Here is a 19139-nt window from a genome sequence, read left to right on the forward strand (position 1 = left end):
ATTACCCCTCTACGCGGACCCAAGTTTGCGTCCTATAGATAAAGGCCAAATACCCCCTTACCTTCAATTCATCTGAATTATCAGGATTCAACCAAATCTTAAACCTGAATGTCATGGCCTGTTCTGGGTCAAAAAGCCTTTTACCTTTCCACTCCCCATCATCATTTCGTTCTCCTGCCGTAATAATTTCCATGCCCTCTACCGGTTTATCCTTTAACTCCCCATCGCATTTAACACAGGTTACCCCCTCTTTACCTTCTTCCAATATTTTAATGACCTTACCATACATTAAACCGTCCTTTTCATAAATTTCTATGACCCCTTTTGGTAATCCGGTACGATCATCTATGGTTTTCCATTTACCAAATACGGATTGACCGTATGCACTTACCGTACACATTATTATACATAGGTAACTAAACTTTATAATTAGGTCTCTCATTCTTTTCTTGTGATTTTTCTAAGTGTATTCAGGGAGGCATTAAGCTCAAACCCCAACAGCAATATATTGGAATTTAACCAGATGTATACCATTAATATCAATAAACCTCCCAACGCCCCATATAATTCATTATACCGTGCAAATTTCTCTACATAAATACCGAACAAATATGAAGTGATTAAAAAAAGAATGGTTGTCATTAATGCTCCAAAGGAAAAAAACCTAGCTTGCTTTCCTTCCCTGGTTCCAAAATAATATAAGATTGCCGTAGTAAAGTACGATAGAACAATAAAAAATAACACTTTTGCAATTTGGACACCTACTACTTCCTCTTCACCAAGAATGTATCCTCCTTGCCTTGCTGCAAATTCCGATAAATAGCCCAGTACGTAAAATTCAAAATATACAAAGGCCACAAAACCAAAAATTATTAAAATGGCCAAAATAAGACCTACCATTAACGCATAAAGATACTGCCTGAAAAAATGACGTGTAAGCTCTATATGGTACGATGTCTCAAAACCCCCAAAAATGGAGTTGACACCATTGGCAATTAGAAAAATGGACAATACAAAAGATGAAGAAAGAAGCCCACCTCTCTTTTGATCCTTGATCTGTTGAAACACCTCTCCAAAATATTCTCCTGTGGCCGTGGGCAAAAATGATTCCAAGAACAATCTAAACTGTACCTCAAAATCTCCATGTTCAATATTAATATAGGGTAATAAAAAAGGGACCAAAGTCACCATAAAAATCAATAAAGGGAAAAGTGCCATAAACAGGCTAAATGCAATTGCACTTGCGCGTGTGGACAAAGTTCCTTTTAATATGCCCAAAACATACATTTCCAAAAGGTCATATACAGATAGCCCTTCAAAGCCTGGCAACCTAATCTCTTTCAATAACTTTACGAGCCAGTTAATAATAGGGATTTTATCTAGTTTTTCTTCGACCTCCAATGACATTTACACCGCTTTTAAGCTTAAGTCCATATTATATACAGAATGGGTCAAAGCCCCAGAGGAAATATAATCTACCCCACATTCAGCATATTCCCTAATGGTTTTTTCATTAATACCCCCAGAAGATTCTGTAAGGCATGTATCTCCAATTAATTCTACTGCTTTACGGGTATCTTCATAATTAAAGTTATCAATTAAAATCCTGTACACACCACTGGACTGTAATATTTCCTTTATTTCCTCCAAATTTCTTGCTTCCACGATAATCTTTAGATCTTTGCCGGTAACATCTAAATATTTTTTTGTTTTTTCGATAGCTTTGGTAATACCTCCTGCAAAATCTATATGGTTATCCTTTAACATAATCATATCATACAATGCGAATCTATGATTTTCCCCTCCTCCTATTTTTACCGCCCATTTTTCCAATGCACGTATTCCCGGTGTAGTTTTTCTGGTATCCAAAATTTTTGTTCCCGTGCCATTTAATAAATTGACGAACATATTGGTCTTTGTTGCAATAGCACTCATTCGTTGCATGGCATTAAGTACTAAACGCTCCGCCTTTAAAATACTTTGTGAACTTCCTTCAACATAGAATACAACATCACCATATTTAACAGATGACCCATCCTTAATCTTTACATCAATTGTTAAATCTGGGTCTACATAATAAAAGACCAGTTTTGCAAAATCTACACCAGCTATTACACCTTCGTCCTTTACGAGTAATTTTGCCTTTCCGGTAGCCGTATTTGGTATACAGGCCAATGAACTATGGTCTCCATCACCCACATCCTCACGAATGGCATTGGCTATTATTAACTTTATCTCCTCCTTAAATTGTGCTTCTGAAATCATATATTAGAATGTATTGCTATGCTAATTTACAAATCCATTTGTGAAATTGATTTACTTTTGAACTATGACTATAAAACTTTTGGCCATTGGCAAAACCGATAGTTCCCAATTACAAGAACTAATTGATGTATACGATAAACGATTACAGCACTATATCAATTTTGAAATAGAGCTGATACCCGATTTAAAGAAAACCAAAAATCTATCCGAAGAACAACAAAAAAGCAAAGAGGGCGAATTGATTCTTAAAAAAATAGCCCCTACCGATGTACTTATAGTCCTTGACGAAAAAGGTAAACACTACTCTTCTGTAGAATTTTCTGCTTTTTTACAGAAAAAAATGAATTCAGGTATAAAGCAACTGGTCTTTCTAATTGGTGGACCTTATGGCTTCAGTCATGAAATATATGCCAAGGCTTCTGGTAAAATCAGTCTATCCAAAATGACCTTTTCACATCAAATGGTGCGCTTATTCATTACAGAACAAATATATAGGGCCTATACCATTTTAAGAAACGAACCCTATCATCACCAATAGATTAGCCTTTGTAACCGTTTTAAACTTTTTATATGTACAAAAAAAGTCCGAATTTAAGTGCTTAACCCAATTTCGAACTTTTTAAGATGTTATGTTTAAATTTCTAAGAACATTTAATATAGTACCCTAAACTTAATGGTATTCTCTACTTTTTTCAAAGCCTTGATTACATCCTTATTATATTCCCTATCCAAATCCGTTATTACATAGCCTACTTCATTATCGGTAGATAAATATTGACTGGAAATATTCAACTCATATTCTGCCAATACCTTATTGATTTTGGCCATAATGCCAGGTACGTTTTTATGAATGTGTAAGAAACGGTGAGATTTATTTTGCTTTGGCAAACGTATGTTTGGGAAGTTTACCGCATCTACCGTGTTGCCGGAATTGATATAATCCATAATCTTGTTGGGTACAAAGTCCGCAATATCCCTTTGTGCCTCTTCTGTACTGCCACCCACATGTGGAGTTAATATTACATTGTCAAAACCTTGAAGTTTTGTTTGGAAACTACCGTTACTGGCAGGTTCATCCGGATATACATCTATGGCCGCACCGCCAATATGACCTTCTTTTAACGCATCTGCCAAAGCATCTATGTCCACCACAAAACCACGAGACAAATTAATAAGCATGGCTCCTTTTTTCATTTGCTTTATCTCACGTGCCCCAATAAAATTCTTATTGGCCTTATTATCGTCTATATGCAACGTGACCACATCCGATACGTTTAGCAAATCTTCCAATGAGTTGCATTTTACCGCGTTGCCCAAGGCCAATTTGTCATCCACATCATAATAATATACCCGCATGCCCATGGCTTCTGCAAGTACGGATAATTGTTTACCAATATTTCCATAACCTACAATTCCCAAGTTCTTTCCACGTACCTCACGAGAGCCTGCAGCCGTTTTTTGCCATTGCCCTTCGTGTATTTCCCTACTACGATCAAATACACTACGCATTAACATAATGATCTCACCAATGGCCAATTCTACCACTGATCTTGTATTGCTATAAGGAGCATTGAATACTACAACACCTTTTTTCTTAGCATGTTGTAGATCTATTTGGGTAGTTCCTATACAAAACGCACCTACTACCAATAATTTATCCGCGGCGTCCAAAACTTTTTGGGTAACCTGGGTCTTTGACCTTATACCCAAAACATGTACGCCCTTGATCTTTTCAAGTAGCTCCTCTTCTGGCAAGCTGTGTTTAATAAGTTCTACGGAAAATCCGTCTTCAGATAGATTTTCAAATGCAGCGGTGTGCACATTTTCTAATAATAGGACCTTAATCCTATTTTTTGGGTACGAGATATTTCTTGGCAATTTATTCACAAATAAAAATTCATCTAAACTTGGTGTAACATAATCCGCATTGTTTGCGGCCTTTTCTCTATGCACGTTCTCGGTATATGCAAAAAATTTATCTGCAATACCTGCCTCGCGCATTACGTAATCACTATGCCCATCCCCTATTACTTGAACCTCTCCGTCCAAATCCATTTGCCTAAGACAATCAATTTTGCCATTATGCTGAGATAGTACATTTTTTTCATCAAAACCAATGATATTACCTTCTTCGTCGAATTTAAATGTATTTGCATACACTCTTTCAGACGGAATATTATATTCCTCTACAATTGGATCAATAAATTCTTTAAAACCACAGGATATCACATAGATATCATCTGCGTATTTCTGAAAAAACTCTTTATTGGATTCAATAGATTTTGAAATCTTATTACGTAGTTCCTTTACCAAACCGTCCAAATCTTCCTTCTTGGCATTGAGCAACTTGATACGACGTTCCAAGGATTCCGTAAACGAGATATCTCCATCAATACCCAGATTAGTGATCTTCTGTATTTCCTTGATCACATCTTCTTTATTGGACTTACCCTCTAAGGTCATTTCCGCAAGAACATCCAATGCCTCTACCCTGGTCAAGGTACTATCGAAATCAAAAACGTATTTTCTACTCAATTCGGTCATTGCCAACTACTGTTTTAGATTTAGGTTTCTGGTTAAAATTAAGCATCAAAAGTAAAAATTAAATTTGTCCTGTTAAACGATATCCTGTAAATAAAACAAAAAGGATTGGTTATGATGCATATATAATCAAAAGGCATGGACCTACTCCAAAAATTGTAGTATTACGCTGGCAAAACCCTTGGTCTTATATGTCTTGTTATGATCTCCTTTTACTATGGCAAACTTACCGTTTTTAAAGGCTTTGCTCAAACTTTCTGAATTTCCGTTTTCAAGATCCTGATCTCCGCGCACCACCAAAACTTCCGTTTTAACGGCCTTCAATTCTTTTTTTAAAGTTACAGGTTGATATTTCTGCTGCAAATGCAATGACCTTAGATCTGCATTAATCGACTTTGCATAATTGACCGCACCAATAGTTAGTTCGTTTACATCTCCGTTGAATGCATTTGCGAACATGATCCGCCTATCCCACTGTGGGTTGATAAAATCTATTCCCATACCGCCCAATACCGCTTTTGATATTCGTTTATCCTCGGTCAACAATTTGGCCAACAAAATACTTCCCCTGGAATATCCAATTGCTAAATATGCAGTGATCCGCAAATGATCCATTAATAATTTAAGATCCATAATTTCGGAATTACCGGCATATGCAGCATCCTTCTGGGGTTTTCCAGATTCTCCATTTCCCCTTAAGTCTGGTATTATTACCCGGTAACCATTTGCCAACAAATCTTTTTTTAGTTCGGTATTGTCCCATGACTTTCGTGTATTTATAAACCCATGTATTAACAATACCGGCTTTCCTTCCCCTTCATCTGTATATACAATAGGTACCCCATCAAATGAAACAAAGGTATTTTCCTGGGCACCACCAATTGAACAAAATAGTAAAAGGCATGTTATTAGAACACTTTTTCCATACATACTAATGGTATTGAGACATATATAATAATCCGGCCAAAATTGCCAAACCAAAACTAACCAGAGTTCCTATCAAAATATATTCCGTAAGCTTTCTATTGTTTCGTTCCTTAAGGTCATTAAACCGGAATACGGATTTAGCGGCTATCAATAGACCAATGACCTCCCACCTGCCAATAACGATGAAGATCAAAACAAATAGACGCTCTATCATTCCAATATATTTACCGGCATTTGGCAAGGATTTATGATCTGTTTCTATCTGGTTGGCCATGCCTTCCAAAACTTTACCCATTATGATCGCTGCCGGATAAGTTACAAATACAATTGCCGTAACCAAGTACCAGTCCATATCCTGAAACAACAAAACGGTCCTTCCACTTAGATCCCCATAAAATACACATATGTATATCAATAACACATGTAATCCTTGATCTATAAAAAAAGGAATGCTCTTATTTTTAAACATGGGATCGGTATATAATTTAAGAATATCTATACCTAAATGGCCAATAGCTATGACCAACGCCATTTTCCATAGGGCAAGGTCCCACAATAAAAGCATATAAAGTACAAAATGCAGTAAAACGTGTAAGTACAAATACTTGGAGGAAACTTTATTGGATTCCTTATGTACCACCCACTTAGTTGGCTGAAGGACAAAATCCCCTATTAAATGTGCCAAAATTAATTTTATAAATATCAACATCTTAAATTTCCGTGATTATCTCTTTATAATAATTCAATAAATTCAATACCAAATCCAGCCTGGCACGTTTTAAACGTTGGCTAACCGCAGATTGCTTTATTCCCAGTTTTTGGGCTATTTCTTTTTGGGAATCATCAGGATGATCTAAGACCAAGGCTACAATTTCTGCAGATACCACACTCCAATCATCCATAAAATCAAGTGCTAATTGTAACATTAGGTTCAAAGTACGATCATATTGGGCCACACCTGTTGCAATGCTTAAATTGACCTTGCTATCCTTGAGCGATTCAAAATTCCTACCTGAACGTTGGTATGCAGGACCATTAGATTCCGTTACCCCAGAACCTATATAGGTTTCTAACCCTATTCCTATTCCCATTCTAACATCAAGACCCTTTATGGTCTTAAGCATTGCCTTTATTCTTATTGCAGTAAACAGCGCATTTTGTTTGGTAACCTTTAATTGAAATTCATCTCCTCTATAAATTTCCCAATTCATGGGCGATGCACCAAATTGATTAAAATATGTTTTTAACATATCAATCCATTGTGAGGATGGATAATTTTCAGAATTTATAATGTCACCTGTTATAATTGCAATCATAACTATTATTTAAAACACTAATATATTCAATTATAAGCAAATTAACTAATATTTTTAAGTATTAGTGATTTAGATAATATATACATTGTAAATTGTCTAAAACCAACGTCTGGTCAACGTACAATATTCCTTATATGCACGCCCAAATTTTTCCTTTAAAACCAATTCTTCCGGAATTATCTGAAAACGGTTCATATAAGCAACAAATGCAGCGGCTACCAGAGTATTAAACGCATTGCCCAAATACACGCCTAAGGCCAATAACGTAAGCAACATGGCTAAATACATAGGATTTCTAGAGTATTTAAAAATACCATCTACCACTAATTTGGCCGCCTTGTCCGGACGGGTTGGATCTACGGTAGTCTTTGCCCTATAAAACTGAAATAAGGATATAAAAACAATTACAAAGGCTGAAACCAATAAAGCCTTAAAAAGCAACAAGCGTCCAAAAAAATCAAAATGGCCAAAAGGCAATACAAGATCAAGACCGTACATTAAAAAGCCAAAGACCAAAAACACCAAAGCGGGAGGTAACTTTAATTCCATTTTATAAAATTACTACTTTTGAAAATCAAAACTAATTAATTGGTCCCCCAAATTATTGCAATGAAACTTGTTTTTGCTACACACAATCCTAACAAATTAATAGAATTACAAAAATTGGTTCCTCCTTCGTTAGAACTAATAAGCTTAGAAACGCTGGGGTGCCACGAAGCCATTCCAGAAACCGAGAATACTTTGGAAGGCAACGCAAGATTAAAGGCCAATTATATTACGAACACCTATCAATTACCATGCTTTGCAGATGATACAGGACTGTTGGTAACCTCACTAAATGGTGAGCCCGGCGTTCTCTCCGCACGATATGCCGGTCCTGAAAACAATGCACAGGCCAATATGTCCAAATTATTGACCAAATTAGAAGGGTCAACCGATCGTTCGGCTTATTTTAAAACCGTTATAGCACTAAATTTAAACGGTGAAACCCATATATTTGAGGGAAAGGTGGATGGTGAAATTACCATGTCTCAATATGGAGAACAAGGGTTTGGCTATGACCCCATATTTAAACCTACAGGCTATGACCAAACATTTGCACAATTACCTTTGTCCGAAAAAAATAAGATTAGTCACAGAGGCAGGGCGTTTCAAAAATTAATAGCGTATTTAAAGCATACTAATGTCACAAGATAAAAACTACAGGGAAACAGTAGAAGTTTCGGTCGCATCTGAAAAAGCGGAAGCCATAGGCGGTGTCCTTATTGCAATATTTGCCGCCCTCATGGCTATTTCACAAATGGTAAACGGAGAGCTGGAGGAAGAAATGATGATCGCACACAACAATGTAGTCAGCTACTCCAACTGGTACCAATCCAAAAGTATCAAGGAAAGTCTCAAGGAAAGTGAATATGACTATTTAAACGCCTTGATCAGCACAGGAATCGTTACCGAAGACAAAATTCCCATTGTAGAAGAAAAAATTAAAGCGGTACAATACAAGATAGAGAAATATGGAGCCGAAAAAACTGAAATTCTAAACGGTTCCGCCAGTGTAGGACAAGATAACTGGACCCAAGACCTTGAAGGCGAATTAGGAAAAATAACCGGTGTCAAGGAATGGCAAGAACTGGCAGCATCCTATGATTATGCCACCAAAAAATTTGACTATGGTATGCTTTTTTATCAAATATGCATTGTATTGGGCGCTGTCTGTATAATTATTTATGATAATCCCTTGTTGCAAAAAAGCCTAATCGTACTTATGATTATATTTGGCATTATAGGAAGCATCCTATCTATATACGGCTATGTATTGGCTCCTTAATACTTTCCTATTTATTATACTAGTCCAATAATTCGTAGTACCTTTGCAAATTAATTAACGCCGCTGGTATAGCATGTGTTGCGCTGAGTCTAATTTAAGGTTATATCGATAATCGCTCTATGCAACATTCATATTTGCGATTTAGTATAACATATTTATGACAAAGTTTGAAGCACTGGGACTGCAGAAGTCCTTATTAGATGCTGTTACCGACATGGGTTTTGAAAATCCATCTGAAGTACAAGAAAAAGCAATTCCAATTTTATTGGAAAGCGAAACCGATCTAGTTGCCTTGGCACAGACCGGTACCGGTAAAACCGCCGCATTCGGTTTTCCATTAATCCAAAAAATTGATAGTGACAGTAGAACCACACAGGGTTTGATCCTATCTCCTACCCGTGAGCTTTGCTTACAGATCACCAAAGAAATGCAAGCCTATTCCAAATACGAGCGCAACATCAACGTTGTAGCCATTTATGGTGGCGCCAGTATTACGGAGCAAGCAAGGCAAATTAAGCGTGGTGCCCAAATTATTGTGGCCACCCCCGGTAGAATGAAGGATATGATCAGTAGAAGACTGGTAGACATTTCCAAGATCGACTATTGTATTCTTGATGAAGCTGACGAAATGCTGAACATGGGCTTTATGGAGGATATCAAGGATATCCTTTCCGGAACCCCCAACGACAAATCTACATGGCTGTTCTCTGCAACCATGCCCAAGGAAGTCGCCATTATTGCTAAAAAATTCATGCACTCACCACAGGAAATTACGGTGGGAGCCAAAAATTCAGGCGCTACTACGGTACAGCACGAATATTATGTTGTAGGCGGACGTGATCGTTATCCTGCGCTTAAAAGATTGGCAGATACCAACCCGGACATATTTGCAGTTGTTTTTTGTAGAACCAAGAGAGACACCCAAAAGGTTGCTGAAAATTTAATAGAAGACGGATATAATGCAGGTGCACTGCATGGTGACTTGAGCCAAAACCAACGAGATTTGGTAATGAACTCGTTCCGTAAACGCCAAATTCAAATGTTGGTAGCTACGGATGTTGCTGCACGTGGAATTGATGTTGACGATATTACCCATGTAATCAATTACCAGTTACCTGACGAAATAGAAACCTATACACACCGTAGCGGAAGAACGGGACGTGCAGGTAAAACCGGAATTTCAATGGTTTTGATCACCAAAAGCGAACAACGCAAGATCAGGGCAATCGAAAACAAGATCAACCAAAAGTTTGAATTGAAAAAAGTACCCACGGGAATGGAAATCTGTGGTATTCAACTTCATCATTTGGCCAATAAAATCAAGGATACCGAAACCAGTTCTGATATAGACAGTTACTTACCCGCCATTAACGAAATATTGGAAGGTATAGATCGTGAGGAACTGATAAAAAAATTGATTTCCGCGGAATTCACAAGATTCTCAAACTATTATAACAAATCCAAGGACCTAAATTCACCTGATGGCGGAAAGGACAGGGGAGATAGCAGAAGAGGTGGTGAAATACCTACTAATGGTGCGGTTCGTTACTTCATCAACGTTGGTGAAAAAGATGGGTATGACTGGATGTCATTGAAGGATTTTGTACGAGATACCGTTGGTCTGGGACAAGAAGACGTATTTAAAGTAGATGTAAAGGAAAGTTTTTCTTTCTTTAATACTGAATCTTCATCCACGCAACAAATTTTGGACAAGTTTACAGATTTTAAGGTAGATGGTAGATTTGTTAATGTGGAAGTATCCAAAAACCCCGGTGGCGGTGGCGGCGGTAAACGTAGAAGCTTTGGCGGAGGCGGTGGCTTTAAAGGCAAAAGAGGCGCAAAAAGGGATGATGACAGAAGTGGTTCCGGCAAGGGACGAAGAAGGGAACGGAGCAAATCTGATAGTCCAAACTCGGGAAAAAGAAGATCAGGCACTAAAAGAAGAGGTGATTTCTTTTAGTTAATTGTATATTAAAAAATACGCTTCGGCGTATTTTTTTGTTTTGTTTGCATATTAAACCCCTTGTTAACAGCATGAAGCATATTCTAGTCTTATTTTTTATTTGTTTATCATTTATTGGTTTTGCCCAGGACGGGGATGACGCACAACGTATAAAAGCAGTGGTTATCAATGCGCAGACAGCTTCTCCTTTAGAAAGTGTGCACGTTGTCAATTTAAACCAGGTATTTGGCACAATAACCAACGAAAAAGGGGAATTTACCATTACAGCGGCAGTAAATGATACGCTATACTTTTCATTTCTTGGTTTTAAATCACAAAAAGTACGTGTAACCAATGATATGTTCAAATTTGAAAATACTGAAATTGCCCTTACTGAATTGGCCTATGCCCTTGAAGAAGTTATCGTAAGGCCTTATCAACTTACCGGCTATTTAGAAATTGACGTCAAAAACCTTCCGATCAACAATGCATACCAATATAGTATTTCCGGATTGGGCGTAAGCTATGAGGGCGGAAACAAGAACCCTAGCGCGGTAACAAAGGTATTGGGAGCCATATTAAATCCTGCTGACCTGTTACGGAATCTATTTGGCAAAAAACCCGCACAATTACGTAAATTAAGGCAAATGCGCGAAGACGACGAAATAAGAAATCTACTTGCATCTAAATTTGATCGTGAAACTTTGACGGAATTTCTTCAATTGGAAAAAGTTGATATTCAAGACATCCTTAATAATTGCAATTACTCCAAATCATTTATCACAACGGCCAATGACCTTCAAATTTTGGATGCCATAAGCAGTTGCTATGAAGAATACAAAGTTCTAAATAGAAAAAAATAATATTTTTTAGACTCGGTTCCTTGTTATAGCTTTAGCAAAAATAACACGGAAATGAAATCTAACATACTTACCATACTTTCTATTTTTCTTTTTGTAGCCTGCCAGCCTACCGTTAAAGAGAATAAAGAAAAAACCCAGAATTCATCCCTCACAACAGGTCAAGCGGTTACACCAAACCCAAATTTTCAATGGGAATCTGCCACAATCTATTTCTTACTTACCGATCGTTTTAATAACGGCAACCCTAGTAATGATATTAATTATGGGCGCGATCAAGAGACTGGCAAATTAAGAGGGTTCATGGGCGGTGACATACAAGGAATAATCCAAAAAATTGAAGATGGTTATTTTACGGACCTGGGTGTTAATGCAATTTGGTTTACTCCGGTAATTGAACAAGTGCATGGCGCAACGGACGAAGGTACCGGTAACACATATGCCTATCATGGATATTGGGCCAAGGATTGGACCTCTTTGGACCCTAATTTTGGTACCGAGGAAGATTTGAGGAATTTGGTAAAAAAGGCACATGAGAAAGGAATTAGAGTTCTGTTGGATGTAGTTTTGAACCATACCGGCCCGGTAACGGACCAAGATCCGCTCTGGCCGCAAGAATGGGTCAGGACCTCACCCACGTGTGAATTTACAACCTATGAAAATACTACAAATTGTACTTTGGTTGAGAACCTTCCAGATATACTAACAGAATCCAATACAGCTGTAAAACTACCCGATGCCTTATTGGCCAAATGGAAAAAAGAAGGTAGACTTAGTGAAGAACTAGATGAGCTTGACGTATTTTTCAACAGAACAGGACACCCCAGGGCACCCCGCTTTTATATCATGAAATGGCTTACGGATTATATACACCAATTTGGAATAGATGGCTTTAGGGTAGACACCGTTAAGCACGTCAACGAAAACGCATGGGCAGAATTATATACGGAAGCTGCTGCTGCATTTAAGCTTTGGAAGCAAAAAAATGCATCATTGGTCTTGGACGATAATCCGTTTTATATGGTGGGCGAAGTTTACAACTATGGTATCTCGAGCGGAAGGGATTTTGATTTTGGGGATAAAATGGTTGATTATTACGCCAACGGTTTTAAGAGTCTTATCAACTTTGAACTAAAGACAGATGCAGAAAAGGACTATGAAACCATATTTAAAAAATACAGTAAACTGTTGCACACAACCTTAAAGGACAAAAGCGTGGTTAATTATCTTACCTCACATGATGATGGCCAACCGTTTGACAAAGAGCGTAACGACCCGTTTAGGGCTGCCAACGTGTTATTATTGACCCCAGGAGCCTCTCAGATTTATTATGGTGATGAAACGGCAAGAAACCTAACGATTGAAGGTACCCAAGGTGATGCCACACTGCGGTCCTTTATGAATTGGAACGAGTTGGATAGCATTCCACAAACAAAAAACATTCTGGAACATTGGCAGAAAATTGGGCGTTTTAGAAATGATCACCCAAGTATCGGTGCAGGAATCCATAATCGCCTTACTGAAAAACCTTATGCTTTTAGCAGATATTTCTCTAACGAAAAGTACACGGATAAAGTCGTAATTGGACTAGACCTTCCTAATGGCAAAAAATCAATCTCCGTAAAAGGCATTTTTGGCAATGGCACAAAATTATATGATCGGTATACGGATACCTATGTCGTTGTGGCCAATCAACAGGTTGAATTGGAAAATGAGTTTAACACTGCTCTTCTGGAACTCGCCGAGCAATAATTATTTGATTTCATATAATCACATGATAATTAATTAGAACGAATAAAGAGCTGCTGTAATAGTTTGTACCCAATATAAATAACGATAGCAAAATTGATATAGACCGCTTTAAAATTTTATGAACTCAAAATGTGAATTCTGTGCCTTCGAAAAATTCTAACCATTTAAGATGGTATGTTTACGAATAACTAATTTATTCACCTTACAGTTGATCCTTTAAATTTTGCAATCCTTGTTCAAAATCTTTACCTACCATTTTATCCATGTTCATAAACAACATCAATATGCTCATTGGAAATTTATTTCGCCCGGCAAAGCCCCATGTCAATTTACTTTTATTAGGGCCTAATTCTATTAAATCCATATAACATTCAGATTCGGACTTATAAGGTTTTAAGAACCTTAAATCTTGTTCCACACGCTTTCCTTCTACAATTTTGGTGATTTCTTGCTCCCCCTCTCCTACTTCTTTATTACCGTTCCAGTAACTAACAGCACCTACACTACCATCTGTACCAATAATTTTTTGTTCCATGTTAGGATCCTTTCTAGACCAAGGTGACCATTGGGTCTGCTTTTCCAAGTATTTAATATGTTCCCAAACCTTACTAGTTGGATGATCTAATTCAATACTTCTGTAGACATGATAATTTTTAGGCGCAATCAAGGCAAGTACCAATACAATGAACAATACTATTCCTAAAATAATGATGAGGGTATACATGTTGGTGGTAAATTGGTTATTTACAACAAGTTAATAAAAAATTAATTATCCCGTTCATATCGTTCAAGAATATCATCAATGCTTTTAATGGATTTTTTGGTCCAATCCAATCGCTTGGCGATCATTTCATCTGGAGTTAGTTGCCAATCTATTTCGGTTGATTTTAAATGTGTGGTCAATTGTTGAAGGATTATTGCAGCCGAGACGGAAATGTTCAAGCTTTCCGTAAAGCCTACCATTGATATTTTTAAGGAGGTATCCGCATTATTTAACACATATTCACTTAAACCCTTCCTTTCCGTACCAAAGAACAAGGCTATTTTATCCGTTACTTGAAAGTCTTGAAGTAAGGAACTATTGGCATGGGGGCTCGTTGCAACAATTTTATAACCTTGGCCGCGCAATGCGTCCATAGCTTCACTTGATTCCTGATAACGTATAATGTCCACCCATTTTTGGGCGCCCATTGCAATTTCGCTATCCAAACGTTGACCGTATTTACCCTCAATAACGTGTGCTTGCTGTATTCCAAAAGACTCACAGCTACGAATGACCGCACTGGTATTGTGCATTTGATATACATCTTCTATGGCTACCGTTATATAATTGGTCCTTTGGCTCAACACCTCATTAAAACGCTCTATTCTTTCCTTGGAAATAAATTGCTCCAAATATGTTAAAAGCTTTTCATTTATCATGTTGACAAGATAAGAAAAGTATATTTTTAAGCTGAAATGAACGACTATATGAAAAACATTGTTGTATTGACCGGAGCTGGAATTTCTGCAGAAAGTGGATTAAAAACCTTTAGAGATGCCAATGGGTTATGGGAAGGTCATAATGTTATGGAGGTTGCCACCCCAGAAGGGTTCAATAAAAATCCGGAGTTAGTGCTTGAATTCTACAACCAACGCAGAAAACAGCTACTGACCGTTTCGCCCAACCAAGCCCATAGGGCACTGGTAAAGTTGGAGCAGCTCTACAATGTTACGATAGTTACCCAAAATGTCGACGATCTTCACGAAAGGGCCGGCAGTAGCCATGTTGTGCATCTTCATGGAGAATTATTAAAGGCCAGAAGCACAAAAAATCCACATGATATATTTTACTGTTCCAATAATATCTGCGTAGGTGACCTCTGCGAGAATGGTTATCAAATTAGACCACACATTGTTTGGTTTGGCGAAGCGGTACCATTATTGGAGGACGCCGTTGCGTATACCCAAATGGCAGATATTTTGATCATCATAGGAACTTCCATGCAAGTATATCCTGCCGCTAGTCTAATAGATTTTGCCAGACCGGAAACCCCTATATATTTTGTTGATCCCAATCCTGCTTTAAGCAGTGCAAAAAATTTAACCGTAATTTCCAAAAAAGCGGTGGAAGGGGTCCCTACTTTGGTAGCTTCCCTAATTGATAAATAACTCGAGTGCGCTTTACCCAATCTAAAATTTCATTTTTTTCAATTTCGGTCAGTGCGGCCTCACGGTGTAAATAGGTATATGAAGTCAATGGCATCTCTTCATTGCCTACCACCTCTTCAATTTCCTGTAACAAATGATTTTTTTTATCCAATGTGTAGTGCTCCCATTTTGAAAAATTCAAATGTTCCTTACCTTCCTGTACATGGTCAGCGATCCAATAAGATATAGGCGCAATATTATTGTACCATGGGTAGGCCGTATTGTCACTATGACAATCAAAGCAAGAGTTTTTAAGGGTATTTTTAAGGCTTTGTGACGGGTTCGTTTCCTTAGTAAAAATTACGGTATGATCACCAGGGGAAATATTTTTTGTAGGACTATAAAACTGCATGGCAACCAATATCAAAACCACGCCTAGGCTAATTTTTTTTAGTATTTTCATATTTGGGGGAAATATGAAATAAAGATACAATTTTATGACAAAGGAAATGCTTTGTAATGCTTTGAATTACATCAATGCATCACGGGAGAAAAGAGGTGAAATGGCGGCAACCATTTTATCCCAACCCTCGTTAATACCTTTGCTAATCGAAATTATGAAAGACGATAAGGCTCCGTTGTCCGCCAAGGCCAGTTGGGTCTTGGAATTTGTTGCCAAAGATGATATTCACCATATATTCCATAACATACAACCTTTTAAGGATGCTTTGCCTTATCTATCACTTGAATCTTCCATTAGGCCCGCATCCAAGATCTGTGAACTATTGGTAAGCTATCAATACGGCGACGGCCCAAAATACAAACTCACCAAAACAGAATTAAATACTATTGCAGAGGTAGCTTTTGATTGGTTGATAGGTGAGCATAAAGTGGCCACCAAAGCATATGCAATGACCACATTATTCTCACTAGGAAAAAGTATTGATTGGATACATCCAGAATTGGAGCAAATCTTGAAACTGAACTTTGAATATGGGAGTGCCGCTTATAAAGCCCGCGCAAGGATGACATTGAAAGCAATTGAAAAGCTTAAAAAGGACTAAGACATCTACCCGTATACCTAATTTTAAATAAATGCCCTTGTAACTTCTGCGCATAAGTGTTTTAAACTATAGCGCTAATAGGTATATTTGCCGCTTAATAATACAACCATTGATTATGTCTCTTAACGCACTTAATGCCATTTCTCCAATTGATGGCCGCTATAGCTCAAAAACCAAAGCACTATCTCCCTTTTTTTCTGAAGAAGCACTTATAAAATACAGGGTTAGGGTAGAAATTGAATATTTCATAGCACTATGCGAAATACCATTGCCCCAATTGGCCGATTTTGATAGCAATAAGTTCGAAGCGCTCAGAAAACTATATACAGATTTTTCGACCGCTGATGCACAAGAGATAAAGGAAATTGAAAAAACTACCAACCATGATGTCAAAGCTGTAGAATATTTTATAAAAAAAGCGTTCGATTCGTTGGGCTTGGCAAAGTATAAGGAATTTATCCATTTTGGATTGACATCCCAAGACATTAACAATACTGCTATTCCGTTATCGATCAAGGAAGCCATGAACGATGTTTATGTTCCCCAGTATCAAGAATTACTGGAGAAAATCAACGCCCTATCAGAAGAATGGAGCTATGTACCCATGCTTGCCAGAACACATGGGCAACCTGCATCCCCTACCCGTTTGGGCAAGGAAATTATGGTCTATGTAGTACGCTTAAAAGAGCAATTTAATTTATTGAACGATATCCCTAGCGCTGCAAAATTTGGTGGTGCTACAGGAAATTTTAATGCACATTTGGTGGCATACCCATCTATAGATTGGAGAACGTTTGGTCGCAATTTTGTTCAGGAAAAATTAGGTCTTCAACATTCATTTCCTACAACGCAAATAGAGCACTATGATCATATGGCCGCTTTATTTGATTGCCTTAAACGCATCAATACCATTGTCTTGGATTTAGATAGAGATTTTTGGACCTATGTTTCCATGGATTATTTTAAACAAAAAATTAAGGCTGGTGAAATTGGCTCTTCCGCAATGCCGCATAAAGTGAACCCTATAGATTTTGAGAATTCCGAGGGTAATCTTGGTATTGCCAACGCTATTTTTGAACACCTATCTGCCAAACTACCCGTCTCCAGATTACAAAGAGACCTTACGGATAGTACCGTTCTACGTAATGTAGGAGTACCTTTTGCACATACGATGATCGCTTTTCAATCTACCCTAAAAGGATTGAACAAATTATTATTGAACAAAATAAAGTTTGAACAAGACCTTGAAAATAACTGGGCCGTAGTTGCAGAGGCAATACAGACTATATTAAGACGAGAAAGTTATCCTAATCCTTATGAAGCTTTAAAAGGTCTAACACGCACCAATGAAACTATAAATAAAAATTCCATTGCCAATTTTATCGATACTTTAGATGTATCCAATGAAATTAAAGAAGAGCTAAAACAGATTTCTCCAAGTAATTATACGGGAATTTAAATCACTTTTAATTCATTTACATTTTTCTTTGGTCCATTTCGATTAAAGCTAATGATTTGACTTTCAAAATTTTAGTTTTGTGTTTTAACATTATTAATTAAACACAAAATTAAACGTATATGCAAGCAAATTTCTCAGTAGAAGAATCAGTTAGTAGTCTTTGGGAAAAATTAGGGGGCTGGTTAGATGCCATTATTTTAAAATTGCCAAATTTGATAATGGCAATTTTGGTCATGTTCTTATTTTATTTATTGGCCAGGGGAATACGTAAAGTTTTACGAAGAACCATCCTAAGGAAAATCTCTCAAGTATCCATACAGGAAATTATTGCAAAAGTCGTTTTCGTAACCATTATTTTAATAGGGTTTTTTATAGCTCTTGGCGTATTGGACCTTGATAAAGTACTTACCAGTATTTTGGCCGGTGCAGGTGTTGTTGGTTTGGCCATAGGTTTGGCCTTGCAGGGCACACTTAGCAATACATTTGGCGGATTGATATTGTCCTTTATGCCTCAGCTTAAAATAAATGATTTTATAAAGGCAGACGGTGTATCTGGATTTGTTACCGAGATAAGTTTACGCAATATCATTATAAAACAACCGGACAATAATGTTGTGGTTATTCCAAATTCAAAATTTATTGACGGTTCCTTTACCAATTATTCCATGAACAACAGAAATAGAATTTTTGTTCATTGCGGTGTTGGTTATGAAAGTGATCTACAAATGGTAGAAGACTTGACAGTGAAGATTATCCAGGATAATTTTAAACAGAACGACGGGGAATCCGTAGAGTTCTTCTTTACTGAGTTTGGAGATAGCTCCATTAATTTTATGGTTCGGTTTTGGGCAGATTGTGTCAATGTAAAACAAGAACATGCCGCAAGACATAAGGCCATTAAATTGATCAAGACCCATTTTGATGATAGGGAAATCAATATTCCGTTCCCAATACGTACCTTGGATTTTGGCAAGAACAGTCTACAAATGGTTAAAGACCAAGCATAAATAAAAAATCCCGTAGTAAAATTACAACGGGATTTTTATTAAAATTCA

Annotated in this window: 21 protein-coding genes; 10 read left to right on the forward strand and 11 right to left on the reverse strand. The window is 37.3% G+C overall.

All coding sequences use genetic code 11. From position 1 onward, the window contains the following. Position 1 precedes the first annotated feature (1 nt). The 3 genes from Q2T41_RS01320 to nadC are packed head-to-tail and all read right to left on the reverse strand — an operon-like array spanning position 2 to position 2265. On the reverse strand, positions 2 to 442 hold the full coding sequence (locus Q2T41_RS01320; RefSeq protein WP_089260158.1) for a DUF2147 domain-containing protein: 441 nt from the start codon (positions 440 to 442) through the stop codon (positions 2 to 4). Further along, positions 439 to 1407 (reverse strand): YihY/virulence factor BrkB family protein, encoded by a 969-nt coding sequence (locus Q2T41_RS01325; protein ID WP_304434479.1) that lies wholly within the window; start codon positions 1405 to 1407, stop codon positions 439 to 441. Before Q2T41_RS01325 ends, Q2T41_RS01320 begins: the two co-directional genes overlap by 4 nt. Further along, positions 1408 to 2265 (reverse strand): carboxylating nicotinate-nucleotide diphosphorylase, encoded by an 858-nt coding sequence (gene nadC, locus Q2T41_RS01330; protein ID WP_304434480.1) that lies wholly within the window; start codon positions 2263 to 2265, stop codon positions 1408 to 1410. 64 nt (positions 2266 to 2329) lie between these two features. Between nadC and rlmH the strand changes: the two genes are divergently transcribed. Beyond that, entirely contained in the window at positions 2330 to 2803 is a 474-nt protein-coding gene (rlmH, locus tag Q2T41_RS01335) for a 23S rRNA (pseudouridine(1915)-N(3))-methyltransferase RlmH (protein WP_304434482.1), read from the forward strand. Between the two features lie 113 nt (positions 2804 to 2916). Here rlmH and serA read toward each other — a convergent pair whose 3' ends face one another. The 5 genes from serA to Q2T41_RS01360 all read right to left on the reverse strand — a co-directional run bounded on the left by serA (position 2917) and on the right by Q2T41_RS01360 (position 7598). Continuing rightward, positions 2917 to 4809 (reverse strand): phosphoglycerate dehydrogenase, encoded by a 1893-nt coding sequence (serA, locus tag Q2T41_RS01340; RefSeq protein ID WP_304434484.1) that lies wholly within the window; start codon positions 4807 to 4809, stop codon positions 2917 to 2919. 141 nt (positions 4810 to 4950) lie between these two features. After that, positions 4951 to 5736 (reverse strand): alpha/beta fold hydrolase, encoded by a 786-nt coding sequence (locus Q2T41_RS01345; RefSeq protein ID WP_304434485.1) that lies wholly within the window; start codon positions 5734 to 5736, stop codon positions 4951 to 4953. 1 nt (position 5737) lies between these two features. Next, positions 5738 to 6442: a DUF3307 domain-containing protein gene (locus tag Q2T41_RS01350; protein WP_144800700.1), complete on the reverse strand. Its 705-nt coding sequence runs from the start codon at positions 6440 to 6442 to the stop codon at positions 5738 to 5740. A gap of 1 nt (position 6443) precedes the next feature. After that, a complete protein-coding gene (locus Q2T41_RS01355; RefSeq protein WP_304434489.1) occupies positions 6444 to 7049 on the reverse strand; it encodes a SatD family protein in 606 nt (201 codons plus the stop codon). Positions 7050 to 7145: 96 nt separating this feature from the next. Beyond that, a complete protein-coding gene (locus Q2T41_RS01360) occupies positions 7146 to 7598 on the reverse strand; it encodes a methyltransferase family protein (protein ID WP_304434490.1) in 453 nt (150 codons plus the stop codon). Positions 7599 to 7658: 60 nt separating this feature from the next. On the opposite strand from Q2T41_RS01360, the gene Q2T41_RS01365 reads away from it, so the two are divergent. From Q2T41_RS01365 to Q2T41_RS01385, 5 genes are all read left to right on the forward strand, one after another. Next, entirely contained in the window at positions 7659 to 8246 is a 588-nt protein-coding gene (locus tag Q2T41_RS01365; protein ID WP_304434492.1) for a non-canonical purine NTP diphosphatase, read from the forward strand. Continuing rightward, positions 8233 to 8877 carry a DUF4337 domain-containing protein gene (locus Q2T41_RS01370; RefSeq protein WP_089260148.1) on the forward strand — a complete coding sequence of 215 codons (645 nt, stop codon included), beginning with the start codon at positions 8233 to 8235 and terminating at the stop codon, positions 8875 to 8877. Before Q2T41_RS01365 ends, Q2T41_RS01370 begins: the two co-directional genes overlap by 14 nt. A gap of 157 nt (positions 8878 to 9034) precedes the next feature. Next, positions 9035 to 10837, forward strand: a complete 1803-nt coding sequence (locus Q2T41_RS01375; protein WP_089260147.1) for a DEAD/DEAH box helicase — start codon at positions 9035 to 9037, stop codon at positions 10835 to 10837. Between the two features lie 74 nt (positions 10838 to 10911). After that, entirely contained in the window at positions 10912 to 11682 is a 771-nt protein-coding gene (locus tag Q2T41_RS01380; protein ID WP_089260146.1) for a carboxypeptidase-like regulatory domain-containing protein, read from the forward strand. Between the two features lie 51 nt (positions 11683 to 11733). Then, entirely contained in the window at positions 11734 to 13431 is a 1698-nt protein-coding gene (locus Q2T41_RS01385; protein ID WP_304434496.1) for an alpha-amylase family glycosyl hydrolase, read from the forward strand. A 202-nt stretch (positions 13432 to 13633) separates the two neighbouring features. Here Q2T41_RS01385 and Q2T41_RS01390 read toward each other — a convergent pair whose 3' ends face one another. Both Q2T41_RS01390 and Q2T41_RS01395 read right to left on the reverse strand, forming a co-directional pair. Continuing rightward, complete coding sequence (locus Q2T41_RS01390) at positions 13634 to 14155, reverse strand: SRPBCC family protein (RefSeq protein WP_304434498.1); 522 nt, start codon at positions 14153 to 14155, stop codon at positions 13634 to 13636. A 41-nt stretch (positions 14156 to 14196) separates the two neighbouring features. Beyond that, complete coding sequence (locus tag Q2T41_RS01395; protein ID WP_304437391.1) at positions 14197 to 14850, reverse strand: TrmH family RNA methyltransferase; 654 nt, start codon at positions 14848 to 14850, stop codon at positions 14197 to 14199. 51 nt (positions 14851 to 14901) lie between these two features. On the opposite strand from Q2T41_RS01395, the gene Q2T41_RS01400 reads away from it, so the two are divergent. Continuing rightward, complete coding sequence (locus tag Q2T41_RS01400) at positions 14902 to 15582, forward strand: SIR2 family NAD-dependent protein deacylase (protein ID WP_304434500.1); 681 nt, start codon at positions 14902 to 14904, stop codon at positions 15580 to 15582. On the opposite strand, the gene Q2T41_RS01405 is transcribed toward Q2T41_RS01400, so the two are convergent. Then, entirely contained in the window at positions 15551 to 16024 is a 474-nt protein-coding gene (locus Q2T41_RS01405; protein ID WP_089260142.1) for a heme-binding domain-containing protein, read from the reverse strand. The two genes, Q2T41_RS01400 and Q2T41_RS01405, sit on opposite strands and share 32 nt — an antisense overlap. 34 nt (positions 16025 to 16058) lie before the next feature. Here Q2T41_RS01405 and Q2T41_RS01410 point away from each other — a divergent pair, with 34 nt between their 5' ends. The 3 genes from Q2T41_RS01410 to Q2T41_RS01420 all read left to right on the forward strand — a co-directional run bounded on the left by Q2T41_RS01410 (position 16059) and on the right by Q2T41_RS01420 (position 19091). Beyond that, complete coding sequence (locus Q2T41_RS01410; RefSeq protein WP_304434502.1) at positions 16059 to 16625, forward strand: adenylosuccinate lyase; 567 nt, start codon at positions 16059 to 16061, stop codon at positions 16623 to 16625. A 115-nt stretch (positions 16626 to 16740) separates the two neighbouring features. After that, positions 16741 to 18084 (forward strand): adenylosuccinate lyase, encoded by a 1344-nt coding sequence (gene purB / locus Q2T41_RS01415; protein WP_304434504.1) that lies wholly within the window; start codon positions 16741 to 16743, stop codon positions 18082 to 18084. Between the two features lie 119 nt (positions 18085 to 18203). After that, a complete protein-coding gene (locus tag Q2T41_RS01420) occupies positions 18204 to 19091 on the forward strand; it encodes a mechanosensitive ion channel family protein (RefSeq protein WP_089260139.1) in 888 nt (295 codons plus the stop codon). The last annotated feature ends 48 nt before the right edge of the window (positions 19092 to 19139 follow it).

This window comes from Maribacter confluentis, from assembly GCF_030505015.1.
In the GTDB taxonomy this organism is placed as follows: domain Bacteria; phylum Bacteroidota; class Bacteroidia; order Flavobacteriales; family Flavobacteriaceae; genus Maribacter; species Maribacter sedimenticola.